Below are 13,658 nucleotides of genomic sequence, written 5' to 3'. Positions count from 1 at the left end.
ACAAAAAAGCCACGACTCTTTTGAGTCGTGGCTTTTTTTAGCTAAAGGCAAGCGTTTTTATTAGAAACGATATCCTGCGCCGATGATAACTCCGCGGCCAGTGACGCCGTTGAGTTCGTTGTCGTTTGCGTCGTTAATGCCTAATGTGAGACTTGTCGACCAGCTGTCATCGATGAAGTATTCAAGATTTATTGCAGAGTTTAAACCACGAGATTCTGTGCGCTTACCATCTTGAGGTAGGGCTGCATTAGAGAAGTGCGACTTCGAATGCGACCATGCATATTGTAACACCAACGTTGCTGCCCATTTATCGCCGAACTTGACGATGGTGTCAACACCAATAGCAGGGACGCGCGACTGTATAGAAGCTTCTTCGGAAGCGATTGCGAAGCCAGGAGCTGGGTGTATTTCGATGTTCTTGGTCTTTAGGTAGCTCATAGAATACGCGATATTGGGGATGAAACGTAAGTTGTTTCCTATAGGAAGATACCATCCTATTGCTATGCCGCCATTATAGATATGTCCTTCGCCAAACCCTGCCAAAACGCTAGGCTTTATGGTGAAACCATTAGGATATACGAAGGTGGCAGCGAGGCGTCCGCCAGTCATATTGGTAAGCTTGCCGCGATTGTCGGCATATTTGTTCTCTATAAGCATAGTAGCAGCGCCGAGGTCTACCTTGCCATGGACGTCTTTATATACGACGTCCAAAACGTCATACCAATTGCTAGTGTCGTTAGTAGTTTCTGCGTCTTCGGCACACACTGCATAGCTCGATACGGCAATAGCCGCTGCCATAATAAATGCAAATTTCTTCATAGTTCATTCTCCTGTTGTTTTTAGTACATTCACATCATTGTGAAAAAATATATTGGCTATACTAAACAAAAGAACGATTAGAACACCACACTTTTTTCAGTGATCCGAACTAATTGAGCATCAACACAGAACCCCTTTACCACGGAGACTCGGAGAACCACGGAGTTACACAGAGAGCGCCCGCTGCGCAGAGCGCGCAGCAGACGCACGGCTGTCGTCGTTGTCGTTGATTGTACTTCTTTTCTTTGTTTTTACTATAGCAAACGTAAAGATACAGTCTTACTTTTACGACAACGTCGAGAGGGGGCACTGACGTGTCCGGGTGAAAGGTATAGTGTAGCGTTATAGTTCACCGTTCAGAAACGGGGGTCTGGGGGAGAATCCACCAGCCAGTTCTTTTTCTCTCTGTGTACTCTGTGGCTCCGTGGTAGAAAATCCCTATTCCGAACTTTTCAAGAAAAGTCCGCCTACGTCGCTCGCTATGCCTAAGAGTTGTTTTTGTGGCCTTTCGGCTTTTTCAGCTTCTGCGATAGTAGACAGGTCTTCTTCGTGCTGCTCTTCGATGTCAAGGAGACCAGTAAGGTGTAGCCTCAAAGACTCTTCTATAGCGTCGCGTAGAGCAGCGATCTTAGGAGGGGAGTCGACCTCTTCTTCTTTGCGAGACATCAGAGTTTCATATCTGCGGGCCAAGGCCTTCTTGTATTTTTTCGCTATAAAGAATTTGAAGTCTTTTACGATGCCATCGCGCAACGATTCGGCAGCAACGCTGTCTTCGCAGTATGCCGTTACGGCGTTGTCCCATTTCGGCGTCAGAAGGAAGTCTTCGAGGTCTTCGTCGATATGGACGATGATAGCATGTATGTTGACGTTGAGAAGGTCCTTGTCGTCGCTTGTGGTGTCAACACTGTCGACTATAGTAGCAAAGCACCACTCTTTGCTGCTATGGACGCTGTCGTCACGCTTACATTGTGCTTCGTAGCGCATCGCTTCGGCATGGCCTTTGGAGAGCTTTATATCAATCCATGTGGCTATGCGGTTGAAGGCCTCCTGTGCGTCGTCAATGACTATCGAGATGTTGTATATCTTGAAGAAAGCGTTAACTTTTTTGGCGGACTCTACCATCGCCTCCATAGGAGTTTTTTTCTTTTTTTTGTTTTTCTCCTGATTGTTGGTTTTACCGACAATCTTGAGCTCTTTTTCGAGCTGTTTTGCGACAACATGTCTGATGACTACCGGCAACGTAGTGCCGTTGGGAAGGGTCATATATGTTGGGACAGGAGGGAAGTCTTCCAGATCTTCCAGGGTATCTTCTCTGTTGTCGATACCGACTAAATTAGAATTCTGAAGGTCTTCAATAGGGTGTTCAGGAGTCATAGCTAACCTTTTTCCTTTAGACTAACAATACCATGAAAATTTTGGAAGTCTTTTTGTCGCTGATGATAAACCGTTCTTATTCTATTGGTGACATCCCCTCCATCATCTAATACAAACGTTTCGACTTTACTAGATTGCTGAGGATAAGGCGTTGTTGTTCTGCTTGCAGTTTTGTTGCCAGTTAATATAAATGTTTCGATTCTGGTTGGGTGATCATCAAGATCTGTTGGCTGGACAGTGGTTTGGTAAGGAGGTATATTTGATATTTCCATTGTATCCACCATTTAAATATATTATCAGACGTTGCCGTTTTATAAAATAATACTACAACAAAATCACAAAAGAAAAAAACTATCCTCTACTAAAAGCTTCTTGTTTCTGTAGATATTTCATAAAGACCACGCCACCGGCAAATACGAGAATACTTGCTACCATAAATGGCAGCGACGTATTATAAACCGACAATGCTCCTGCAATCGCAGGCCCAAAGCTCTTTCCTAGTGCTTGTATTGACTGTGCAATACCCAACACATTTCCTTGCATGTCTGATGGGGCATTATTGGAGATGAAGGCTATTGTGTTGGGATATATCAGTCCTTGTAAAACTATTATTGCAGGGAAGATGGCGAAAATTATTGCTATCGACTTAGCCATAAGCAACAGTGGAATACATAGTGCCAATGAAAATGCCGATGCTGCCATTGTTTGTTGTGGCATCCATCGTTTTGACAGCGGTTTTATGATAATCTGCGAGACGATCATCCACAAGCCGAAATAAGCAAAAAAGCGTCCTGCTCCTATCGATGTGATGGCGAATTTATCTATGAGGAAAACGTGGAAGAATTTTATAAAACAATTCCATCCTATTGAAAAGAAAAACGCTACGACGAACATCATACGTATCTTAGGAATTTTAAAGGCATTGAAAATATGATGTACCTCGAAGAACGGCGTTATCGAGGTGTTGTCAGAGCGTTGTCGTGTCTCACTGAAAAACAATAGCGTGATAAAGATGTTGAAAAACGCCAAACCAAGAGCAAAACGGAAAGGAATGGCATATAAAGGAGGGGAGCCGGCAACGAGGTGTCCGCCGATAAGAGGAGCTATTATTGCGCCGACACCAAGAGCAAGAAAAATCAGTCCAAAGCGTCGTGGTTTAGAGTCATCATCGGAGACATCGGCGATAGCAGACTGTGTTATTGATAATGTTGCTCCCGTCAGTCCGGCAATGATATGTCCTACGAAGAAAAAGGAGACCATATGCGTAGCGATACTATACAGGCACAGAGAGTATCCCAATGTGTTGCTGGCTAAAGAAATAAGAAGCAAAGGCTTGCGGCCATAGCGGTCGGACAGCGCCCCCATAAGGGGTATTCCTATGCATTGTGATAATGGGTACGAAGCAATGAGGAACCCATGTAAAAGGCGACGCATGGCAACAGAATAGTGAAATGGCAAGAGACCATGAGCTTTGTCAAGGAAAAGGGGAGCGTACTGGGGGAAGACGAAGCTGAACCCCAGAAGGTCAACGAATAGGATGATAAAAATAATCCATGATATGCGCGATTTTGCCATGCTTTTCAAAGATTTCAGTGGTTAATATACACAAAATTATACCACCTCAGTGTTTTCTTCGATAGATTTTTTCTGCTATTCTGCTATTCTGCTGTTTGCCCGCCAAGCTAGACAATATGTTTGTTTTTTAAGGCCTTTAAATGTAAGCTGTTTGCTTTAACCAAGATAAGAGCTTTAACTTATGGAGCCCACACAATCTGTAACACCTAGAATGGATTCTAGTGTTCAAACAAATACTAGTGAACAAGATTTAATTTCTGCTCTTTCTGAGAGCCTTTCTGGGGATACCCTAAATTTATGCGACAAGAATATAGAATTGTTTGCCACTCAACTTTTCGAAGGTATTAATATTTTTAATAAGTACGGCACACTAGAGACATTTCGTAAGAGGGCTATAGCAGCGCTTGGTGGGCTTGTGAGCAATACGAAGCTTGGCGAAGACCGTCGCAAAGAGGCTATTCAGAAATTACGTGAAGTTACTTTTTCCGATAATGTTGCCGCTAGTGAGCAGGCTCTAGCGGAGTTTGTTGGGCTCATCGGTACTTTTAGAGAGATTGTGAGCAATACGGCGCTTATCGGAGATCTTCGCTGCGAGGCTATTTTTTCATTAATAGCCGTTGCTTCGCATGACAACGAAGCCGCCCGCACAAAAGTCTTAACAGCTTTCGAAACTTTAATAGGAACTTTTATTACAAATATTCAAGTCCTTTTAGAAGCGCTCAGCAGCTCGACTGTTAGCGCGGCTTAGAGGGATTGTGTGAGCAACAGGCATATTGGCGAGTACCTTCGCAGAGAGGATCTTCATGCATTAAATATCGTTGTCAGTTTTTCCAACAACGCAGACATTAAAAGGCGTTCTATAATAGTGCTTACCCAGGCTGTGTCCTAATCCTCTCACATAGTGCACTGTAACGATCTCTCGCTCCTAATATTATCAGACGTTGTTAAAGTAAAGCCTTTACATTTTATGTGCTTTATGGTATAATCCTTAGACAATTACAACAAACTAAAGATAAGAAAGCAAAAAAACGGAGACGTTAAAAATGTTTCAACATAAAAGCGATTCAGTATCTAAGAAACCTGTTCAAGCGATTAATCAGCCTGACCATTTCTCAAAACAATCAGATGTTCTTTCAAATTCTCTTATTGTCACATGGCAACAAAGAAGAGTCGAACATGTAGCGGTTTCTTGGCATAATTCACAAAAAATAATGAGTGCTGTTAAGGGGGGATTGTGGATATTATCAGCTTTAGCAACCGCGACAACGGGAACTTTAGCTTTAACATTCACGGCAACACCATTAGTTGTTATAGGTGTAGTAAGTACTTCTGCGCTTATAACAGGAGCACTTTTTATTACAAGCATAGCTCTTTCTGTCATAAAACGGACCTTTTGGAACGATCCGCAGTATGTATTAAAACATGGGCAAGGGCTTATTGATACCCTTTTAACTCAGAAGTTGACATATGGCCAGCTCAAAGAAGCGCAAGCTAAAAGACCTCAAGTAATTGATGATGTGTTAATTGCTGATATTTTATCTATGGATATTAACACAATGTCGTATAAAGATTTTATTAAAAAACATACCAAGGAATGTTTAGGGGTTTTAAATGAAGAACATCTAAACAGGATAAAACAGAAGTTTATTCAAGAAGTTCAAGCGGAAGTGATGGGACAACACGTTGATTCTTTTAAAACGCTTAAGGACAAATATTCCGAAGATCTCTCTGCCTTGAAACTTACTCAACAAGATCTCGCGCTGGTTTTGTGGACAATAGAAATGGAGATACTTCAAAAAGAAGGTGGATCAACGGTTCGTGAATTTATAGAGAGTGATGGTATAATGTGGTCATTAGATCCCATTATGGTATCGAAAGAAGGAGGACAGCAAGACGACACAGCTCTTCGTCAATTCTTTGAACGAACGGGAATGGAAATAATACGTTTAGTTCCTTCGGCACAACAATTTTTGCAGCCATTATATTTTGAACAAGAGCTTTTAGAAGATCAGAAACACATAATTCCCTATGGTTCTATAAACATCGAGGAAATAACTGCCTTGTCGATAGATGTTGAGCCTGCACTCCTTAAAGATCTCTGTTGGTTAGGATATAGCGAATTTATTAAAAAACACGGACAACGTATTCTTAGCCAAGAATTGTTTCCGAAGATATTGTATCCAGCGTTACGGAAGTCGTTTGTGGGATATTTAAAAGAACAGCTTCGTGAGAAGACGGTCGTTACTGTTTTCGACGAAAACATCAGCACATTTAACACGTTCCATATTACTACGAGCGAATTGTTTTCTTTGGATCAAGCAGGCTTGTATACAGAACAAATTCTTGTCAGAGATGTTTTTTCAGAGCGTTATTCGATATTATTTACTCCCGAGGTCTTACAAAAGCTTAAAGCATATGAACCTTTTATCGAACGCGCTCGTCAAGAGAGTGGCGCTGTCGAAGATCTTGGAGCATTTGTTGCTGGTTATGAAAAAGCAGTTAGCTTGGAATTTATCAGCCCTAATGAGGACGCTATTAAAAATCTTGTTATACGGCATGTTATTCATAAAGTAGAAGGCGGCGCTTTTAAAATTTCAACCGAAACGGACTGTGGACGTTTTATTGCTATGCACGATCTTCTTGCCGAGTGTGGCTTACAAGATTTGTTTCTTTTCGCCATGGACCAAAAAGCTGTCGTCGAGCAGTCATATAAAGAGGATTTTTCTGCCGTCGCCGACAAATATCAACAACAGGTTGATGCTTGTTGTGCTCAACGCGATGAAAAATTACGAATAGCGGAAATGCCATATAGTGGAAGCGAAAAGTCGTTACAAAAGCAAATAGTAGAAAGCGAAAACACAAACCGACAATTATTAAAAACGATCGAAGGCATCTTTAGCAAAAGATACCATGAAATCAGTTATAGGAAAGAGCGTATTGATGGCGAATATAAAGCACGTTTAGAAGAGAGCAGGTCATTATATAAGCAAGAAAAAGACATTAAAGAAAAAGATGTAAAAAACCGCGAAAAATCTCGCGACAAACAGATTGTCGCATTGCGTTCTTCGATTGGTTTACAGCAGCTGCAACAATCATACGACAAGGCAAAAATGGATGTAGACAAGGCAAAATCAGCACTGTCTTCTATAGACAGAGCGCTTCGTGATATCGAAAAAAATAAAAGTCGTGATATAGATGGAGAGTTGCAGAAATTACAAGAACGTATTATATCGTTACAGCAAAAAAAACAGCAAAAACACACACGCGTACAAACGCTTTCTGCCCAAAACCTCTCATTAAAAGAGACAAAGGTAACAGGATTATCTGCGGCGTTGGCATCGACGAAGGCACAGCAAGAAGGTGCTCGAGATATTAAAAAAGAGCTCGCAGATATCAAGAATTGTATCGATGAAATATCGGGCGCTGAAAAAACGATGACAAGTTTACAAACTCTAAAGCGACAGAAGGCAGAATCTGAAGAAAAGGCCAAACGCCTACAAAGTGAAAAACAAGGAGCAGAAAGGCTGCTATCTTCAGTTCAAGCCAGTGAAACAGAGGCAAAGAGGGCATATGAAAGCCAACAAAGAAATTTCGAACAACAGAAGACAACAATCAAAGATACTGCAACACGTGACATAGATCAATTGCATCGTGATATTAAAAATATAGAGTCTAGAAGAGACGTTCAGTTTAAACGAATAGAAGATATGCACAAACCAGAGCATCAGTCTTGTGACGATGAATTAAGTATTTGTGAGCGGGAAAAAGATGCCGCTGTAAAATCCCAACAAAGTACGAACCTTTTAAAGGTTAGATCTCTTCGAAATATGTTGCAAGAAGTACAATTAGCAAAGAAAAGCGCGCTAGAAAAGATCACGGCTGTATATACACCTAAGCTTAGATCATATGCAACTGAACGTGACAACAAGATGAGGCAGTTATTGCAACTTAAAAACGAACATTTGCAAGCAACAAGGGGAGCGCTTTTAGGTCAGTTATACGATTAAAACGCTGTTAGCTCATTAACACTATCCCATAGCTATAGGTGAGAAATAGTGAAGCCGGTGTTGGTGTGTTCCCTCGCACAGTGGCTTTTAACGCATTAAATTTACGACGCTCGTCACTGTATATTATCAGACCTGGCCAGAGCTTTACCATCTTAATGCCTTGATTTTTAAACAGTTTTATATTAAAGAATTAGTATTGATTGCTTCTTCTGATGCTGATGCTAGCGAGAAGGCCATGGCGAAGCTTGTGGAAATTGTGGGACTTGTGAACGAAAGTGATCTTAACTTCTCGACTATTACCGCATTAACAGTCATTGCTTCGCATGGCAACGAAGCCGTCCGCGCACAAGCCTTAATAAATCTCGAAACCTTAATAGGAACTTTTGAAAGCATTGTATGTAATTCGGATTTTCCAGATGATTTTCGTGGCTCGGCTATTGACGCATTAACAGTCATTGCTTCGCATGGCAACGAAGCCGACCGCGCACAAGCCTTAACAATTTTCGAAGCAAATGGGTTTGTTCATGAAATATTCCGACCAAGAAGCAGAATTACAAATATTCAAGCCTTTTTAAAAAGAGTCAGCAGCTCGACTATTGGCGCGGCTTAGAGGGTTTATAAGTTGATAGGCTTTATATACATAGATACAAGGTTTAAAAGTGATAGGTGAGCCTAGAACATGACGTCTGATAATAGCTGTTATGTTGTTACCCGAGCGCTTCTCGGTGTCGCAAACATAAAAGATGGTCTTGGCCATTTAAGGAAGCATAACAAGCCTTATCAATTAGTTCAAATGCCTTAAGAGCCTCACTAATATCGTCTTTTGCATATTTGACGCTTTTTGCAAGTAAAAAGCGTTGTTTTTTGACACTTTTCGCAAGTTGCAAACCACAAATCACAACTCATTTTTTCTTTCCTTGAAGATTTTTATATGAATGTCTTATAGTGAAACTACATTTTCAAAGAGTCAAAAAGGGCTATCTTATGGCCAGTATTCGTTGGATTCAGCGTTTTAACAATTTTGGCAAGGCTTATACCCAACTAAAACAAGCTGTGGAACTTTCTCGAGAACGCCCTCTTTCAGAACTTGAGCAACAAGGTCTAATCCAGTGCTTTAAATATACCCACGAATTAGCCTGGAAGACGTTGAAGGATTTTTTAGAAAATAGTGGTAATGAAAAAATCTATGGCTCTAAAGACGCTACGCGTGAAGCTTTCAAGTTAGGACTAATAAATGATGGTGACATCTGGATGAGTATGATTAAAAGCCGTAATCAAACCTCACATACCTATAATCGTGACGCTGCCGATGAAATTGTGGCGGTAATAATTGGCAGTTATTTTAATGAATTTTCAGCGTTTCTTGACGCTTTTAGTAAGCTTAAGAAGGAGCAAGAATGAAATTCGGACTTGATGATAATACCGTAGAACAAATACATGCTATTTTTACGAGATATCCAAAGATAGAAAGGGTTATTATATATGGTTCTAGGGCTAAGGGAAACTTTAAAAAAGGCTCGGACATAGACTTAACCATTCAAGGAAAAGGTTTAACGTTAGCAGTTCTTAATAAGATAGAGTTGGAATTAGATGATCTTTATCTCCCCTATACTTTCGACCTGTCGATTTATGCACAGATTTCTGATCCTGATCTTATAGAACATATTGATACTATTGGATTAGACTTCTATAAGGTCTGATAATAAAATCCGTTGTCATCGTTTCGCTGGTGATAACTGCAGAGGCGAAGCTTCCGCTTTGCCGCGGGGATCAACCCATGATTGCCGCCTAATTTCGCTTACCACGGCATTTTAGTGATTTAGATGTTGATTTACATGCCGAAGCGCAGCTCTTTAGAGCTGGGCGAGACTTGTAAATCAACAGATGAGTTGCTAAAATATTGTGGTTGGTGAGATTGGGTGGCAATCATGGGTTCAGGGAAAATTTCCCCTTGTCGGGGCTTGTCAAGGGCGCGGTGCCCTTGACAAGCATATTTTTACGAGCATAAGCATCAGCGGCACTTCTATTAGGACGCCGACGACGGTGGCTAGTGCTGCTCCTGAGGAGAGCCCGAATAGCATAACAGCTGTTGCTATAGCGACTTCGAAGTGGTTTGAAGCTCCTATCAATGCTGCTGGTGCGGCGTATTCATAAGGGATCTTCATTTTTTTTGCTGTTACGTATCCTAGAGTAAAAATAAGCAGTGTCTGTATGGTGAGTGGTATTGCTATCCATAGTATTGTCAGTGGGTTATCGACGATGACATCCCCTTTAAAGGAGAAGAGAATTACGAGTGTTGCTAGTAGTGCGATAATCGTTATTGGTGTAAGAGCGTGCAGGAATTTTCTTTGAAACCAGTCGATTCCTTTTGTTGCTATTATCCATTTACGCGAAAAGTATCCTGCTACTAGCGGCAGTGCCACGTATATTGATATTGAGAGGAAGAGTGCTTGCCAAGGGACAGGAAGTCTTCCTATATCGAGCAGGAAACCTCCGAGGAGTCCGTATAAGAAGAGCATTGTTATGGAGTTTATTGCTACCATAACGAGTGTAAGGCCGTCGTTACCTTTGGCGAGGTATCCCCATACGAGCACCATAGCGGTACACGGTGCAATTCCTAGGAGTATACATCCAGCGAAGTAGCTTCTCCATAGTGGTATTTCCAGCATTTTGATGCCTTCGTTCATCACCACGACTCCAGAGCCGTGATGTGCTCCTATGGGAAGGTCTAGTCCGAAGGGCATCTTCACCAGGTCTGTTGCATCAGCGCCTATAAGGCCTTTGAACAAGAACCCCAGGAATAGCAATGCTATAGCGTACATGGTAAAAGGTTTTATCAGCCAGTTGATAACTAGCGTCAGTCCTACTGGTTTTACACTTTTCCCTGCTTTTACAACTTCTGTGAAGTCAATTTTCACCATTATTGGGTACATCATAAGGAAGAGGCATATCGCTATAGGTATCGATATTACTGGTGCCCCCCTAACGACTATGGACATATTATCTAGTGCGCGGCAAAACTCTGGGGCGACCTTCCCTAGGAATATTCCTAAGATTATACATAGTACCACCCAGAGAGTGAGGTATCTTTCGAAGAAGCCCATTGTTCTTTTGCTGTTGACGTCATCCATAGCTTGTTTTCTCCTATATGAAAAATTTCATTATAAGAAATTCATGTAAAAAAAATAAAGTGTTTCTATAAATATGATCTTCTGATACAATCACTGGAATCATAGAGCTGTTCTATCCTATAAAGCGACGAATAGTGCTATGATTTATTAAAAGTACTTTTAGGAGTTAAGTTATGAAATTATTTGTAGGAAGCCTTCCTTTTTCGTTTGGTGATAAGGAACTTCAGGAATTATTCGAAAGGGTTGGTGCCGTTATCAGCGCCAAAGTTATCATGGACCGTGACACAGGACGCTCACGCGGCTTTGGTTTCGTTGAGATGGCTGATGAAGATGCCAAAAAAGCAATCGAAGACCTCAACGGTTCTGATGCTGACGGCCGAGCTATCGTCGTAAACGAAGCTCGTTCACGTAACTAATACGTTACATATAAAACGTGTTATTTTTAGAGCACCACTGCTTGCAAAAGCTGTGGTGCTCTTTTTTTATTAGTGCGTAACGTCAATTATTATCGTATAGCTTTTATTAGCGTATAGGAATAGCGTTTAGCGAACAGCTCCGAACTCATTTATCACTGATAACTGGTCACTGGTCACTGGTCACCGACAAAAGTTCTTTATCGACGATAGTGGTGACACACGAATCCGACCACACGTTGAGGGCGGTTTCGATCATATCGATGAGGGTATATATAGGGAGTATTATTCCCATGATATACAGCGGAGCGTTCATGCCAATGAGGAAGGCGCTCGATATAAAATAACATCCCATAGGAACCCCAGCGTTGCCTATAGCGGCGAGTGTAGCGATGAATATCCATGCTATCATCTCTGGAATGCTATATGCCATGCCTGCACTCATTGATACGAATAACACCGTCGTAATGATAAACGCTGCACATCCGTTCATATTGATGACGGAGCACATCGGCAATGAAAACGACGCTACCTTCTGTGAAACTCCAGCATTTTCTTGTGCACATTCCATCGTCGTCGGCAGTGCTGCGTTAGACGACTTCGTGAAAAATGCGATAAGCAGTGCCGGCGACATAGCGCGTGCTATTCTTCCTGGGTGTAGGCCTTTGTATTTAAGGAGCAGCGGCAAGACGATGAAGCCTTGGATGAGGTTTGCACCAACGACACATATTACATAAAGTAGTATCGAGTGTGCGAATGCGGTGTTTTTGGCCATATCTTTAACGAAGAGCGTCGTAAACGCCCATATCCCAAAAGGTATGACGGTGATAACGACGCTAGTAATCTTAAGGAGTGCGGCGAAAAGGCTAGAAAACAGAGAATGCAACACCTTCCTATTCTTTTCAGGGAGTGTCACTGCGGCGAGACCTAGTATCGCTGCCATAAAAGCCACGCCTATGACGTTATTGTCGCTGAAAGCTTTTACTACGTTGTCTGGTACGATATCCAAGACATACGACAGGTAACTCCCCTGCTTTGGTATTTCTGTGGCAGCGTCACCAGCAACAAGTGCGGTGTTTACGGGGTCGATGATAACAAACAACACCAGTGCTGTCGATGCTGCTATTATCGTCGTAAGGATTGTATATTTCAGCACTTTCCCAGTGAGTTTCTTTGTTTCTTCGAGGCTTTTCATTCCAGACAATGTCGATGTTATCGATAAGAAGATTATCGGAAGGCTCAGAAGCCTCAAAAAGCTGATGAAAATCTCTGAAACAGAGCTTGCTGTAATGAAGACAATGTTGCTGCCGCTATATCCGCTAACGACACCAATGATTACTGCTACGAGGATAAAAATGTTTGAAAGATATTTCTTCATGATGCGTATGTCCTTAATTTTTAATTAATTATTATACATTATACACCAAAAGATTGTTTTGTGTAAAGATTTTAAATGCAGCGCAGCTGCATTTATAGTGAACAGTGACCAGTGACCAGTGAACAGTTATCAGTGATTTTACTATCCGCTATCCCTATATGCTATAACTATACGCTATAGTCGTGTGATGGTGGGATATCCTTCAATGGTGACTTTGGAGGGGTTGTCTATTGGAAACGATATCTCAACGCTAAGCCTTGACATCCTAAACCCTGCCTTTTTACATCTCTTAATGGTACTACGTGAATAATTAGTAGCATTTCTCCATTTGTTGAACGTCCTTATAGCGCTTTTTGAAGAAGAAAGCCTTTGATAATCTAAGAAACAATGATTGACTGTTATTTTCGCTTCTTTTTCGTCGGTATTTATCTCAAATTGATCGAAAGGAAACTGCGCCTTAGTGCTGGCAACCTGCCTCTCTATCATAAGTTTAGAAAACACCGTAAACAAAGTTGATTGCTGAGCAATTTGCAATACGGTTTTAACTATTTTTTGCTGTTGGTCATCTTTAAGACCTTCGTATTTAGCTCGCAGCTTTGTCTCCACATTCCTTGCCCGTCGAAGTTTCTCTTTTTCAATAGTATGAGATTTAGTGGTTTCTTTCTTTTCTATGTCAACACCATCGACTTTCATCGGCGTTCTGTTAATATCTTTATCAATACGCGACCCCAGCTTTGAAATTTTTCCTTCTGCAAAGGAAATATCAAAATCAGGATTTACTAATTCTTTTGCTATCTCGGCTTTCACGGCTCCCTTATAATCGGCAACCTCACCGATTATCTTCGTTTCATCGACATCATATTCCCTCAATGTAGCACCGAACGTCGCTTCTTCCTGGGTCTTGCCTTCTTGTAGCAATTTTGCGCCAAACAACGCAGCTTCTTGAGAGAAGCCTGATTTC

13 protein-coding genes are annotated in these 13,658 nt (G+C 41.5%); 6 read left to right on the top strand and 7 right to left on the bottom strand.

Annotation, left to right across the window (positions count from 1 at the left end; genetic code table 11):
* Positions 1-60: 60 nt before the first annotated feature.
* The 4 genes from HN980_04670 to HN980_04655 form a co-directional block, all read right to left on the bottom strand.
* Positions 61-819, bottom strand: a complete 759-nt coding sequence (locus HN980_04670) for a hypothetical protein (GenBank protein MBT6928770.1) — start codon at positions 817-819, stop codon at positions 61-63.
* A 438-nt stretch (positions 820-1,257) separates the two neighbouring features.
* Entirely contained in the window at positions 1,258-2,193 is a 936-nt protein-coding gene (locus HN980_04665; protein MBT6928769.1) for a hypothetical protein, read from the bottom strand.
* A 2-nt stretch (positions 2,194-2,195) separates the two neighbouring features.
* Positions 2,196-2,465, bottom strand: coding sequence for a hypothetical protein (locus HN980_04660; protein MBT6928768.1), 270 nt, complete (start codon positions 2,463-2,465; stop codon positions 2,196-2,198).
* A 79-nt stretch (positions 2,466-2,544) separates the two neighbouring features.
* Positions 2,545-3,768 (bottom strand): MFS transporter, encoded by a 1,224-nt coding sequence (locus tag HN980_04655; protein MBT6928767.1) that lies wholly within the window; start codon positions 3,766-3,768, stop codon positions 2,545-2,547.
* Positions 3,769-3,949: 181 nt separating this feature from the next.
* Between HN980_04655 and HN980_04650 the strand changes: the two genes are divergently transcribed.
* From HN980_04650 to HN980_04630, 5 genes are all read left to right on the top strand, one after another.
* A complete protein-coding gene (locus tag HN980_04650) occupies positions 3,950-4,516 on the top strand; it encodes a hypothetical protein (GenBank protein ID MBT6928766.1) in 567 nt (188 codons plus the stop codon).
* 295 nt (positions 4,517-4,811) lie between these two features.
* Positions 4,812-7,775 (top strand): hypothetical protein, encoded by a 2,964-nt coding sequence (locus tag HN980_04645; GenBank protein MBT6928765.1) that lies wholly within the window; start codon positions 4,812-4,814, stop codon positions 7,773-7,775.
* A gap of 196 nt (positions 7,776-7,971) precedes the next feature.
* Entirely contained in the window at positions 7,972-8,385 is a 414-nt protein-coding gene (locus HN980_04640; GenBank protein MBT6928764.1) for a hypothetical protein, read from the top strand.
* A 374-nt stretch (positions 8,386-8,759) separates the two neighbouring features.
* Positions 8,760-9,176: a nucleotidyltransferase gene (locus HN980_04635; GenBank protein MBT6928763.1), complete on the top strand. Its 417-nt coding sequence runs from the start codon at positions 8,760-8,762 to the stop codon at positions 9,174-9,176.
* On the top strand, positions 9,173-9,475 hold the full coding sequence (locus HN980_04630) for a nucleotidyltransferase domain-containing protein (protein MBT6928762.1): 303 nt from the start codon (positions 9,173-9,175) through the stop codon (positions 9,473-9,475). Before HN980_04635 ends, HN980_04630 begins: the two co-directional genes overlap by 4 nt.
* A 264-nt stretch (positions 9,476-9,739) precedes the next feature.
* On the opposite strand, the gene arsB is transcribed toward HN980_04630, so the two are convergent.
* Positions 9,740-10,879: an ACR3 family arsenite efflux transporter gene (gene arsB / locus HN980_04625; protein MBT6928761.1), complete on the bottom strand. Its 1,140-nt coding sequence runs from the start codon at positions 10,877-10,879 to the stop codon at positions 9,740-9,742.
* A 200-nt stretch (positions 10,880-11,079) separates the two neighbouring features.
* On the opposite strand from arsB, the gene HN980_04620 reads away from it, so the two are divergent.
* A complete protein-coding gene (locus HN980_04620) occupies positions 11,080-11,322 on the top strand; it encodes an RNA-binding protein (GenBank protein MBT6928760.1) in 243 nt (80 codons plus the stop codon).
* 166 nt (positions 11,323-11,488) lie between these two features.
* Here HN980_04620 and HN980_04615 read toward each other — a convergent pair whose 3' ends face one another.
* Together HN980_04615 and HN980_04610 are read right to left on the bottom strand one after the other, a co-directional pair.
* The gene (locus HN980_04615) at positions 11,489-12,697 is read right to left on the bottom strand and encodes a dicarboxylate/amino acid:cation symporter (GenBank protein MBT6928759.1); all 1,209 of its coding nucleotides are present in this window, start codon (positions 12,695-12,697) and stop codon (positions 11,489-11,491) included.
* Between the two features lie 174 nt (positions 12,698-12,871).
* On the bottom strand, positions 12,872-13,658 hold a 787-nt coding region (locus HN980_04610), incomplete at its 5' end, for a hypothetical protein (GenBank protein ID MBT6928758.1).

It is taken from the genome of Waddliaceae bacterium, assembly GCA_018694295.1.
GTDB lineage: Bacteria > Chlamydiota > Chlamydiia > Chlamydiales > JABHNK01 > JABHNK01.
Note: the sequence above shows the minus strand (reverse complement) of the source record. Positions and strands in the feature narration are given on the sequence as shown.

Coding starts and splice junctions, on each gene's coding strand:
- HN980_04670 (MBT6928770.1), bottom strand. CDS start 819: ATGAAGAAATTTGCATTTATTATGGCAGCGGCTATTGCCGTATCGAGC.
- HN980_04650 (MBT6928766.1), top strand. CDS start 3,950: ATGGAGCCCACACAATCTGTAACACCTAGAATGGATTCTAGTGTTCAA.
- HN980_04665 (MBT6928769.1), bottom strand. CDS start 2,193: ATGACTCCTGAACACCCTATTGAAGACCTTCAGAATTCTAATTTAGTC.
- HN980_04615 (MBT6928759.1), bottom strand. CDS start 12,697: ATGAAGAAATATCTTTCAAACATTTTTATCCTCGTAGCAGTAATCATT.
- arsB (MBT6928761.1), bottom strand. CDS start 10,879: ATGGGCTTCTTCGAAAGATACCTCACTCTCTGGGTGGTACTATGTATA.
- HN980_04620 (MBT6928760.1), top strand. CDS start 11,080: ATGAAATTATTTGTAGGAAGCCTTCCTTTTTCGTTTGGTGATAAGGAA.
- HN980_04660 (MBT6928768.1), bottom strand. CDS start 2,465: ATGGAAATATCAAATATACCTCCTTACCAAACCACTGTCCAGCCAACA.
- HN980_04635 (MBT6928763.1), top strand. CDS start 8,760: ATGGCCAGTATTCGTTGGATTCAGCGTTTTAACAATTTTGGCAAGGCT.
- HN980_04645 (MBT6928765.1), top strand. CDS start 4,812: ATGTTTCAACATAAAAGCGATTCAGTATCTAAGAAACCTGTTCAAGCG.
- HN980_04655 (MBT6928767.1), bottom strand. CDS start 3,768: ATGGCAAAATCGCGCATATCATGGATTATTTTTATCATCCTATTCGTT.
- HN980_04630 (MBT6928762.1), top strand. CDS start 9,173: ATGAAATTCGGACTTGATGATAATACCGTAGAACAAATACATGCTATT.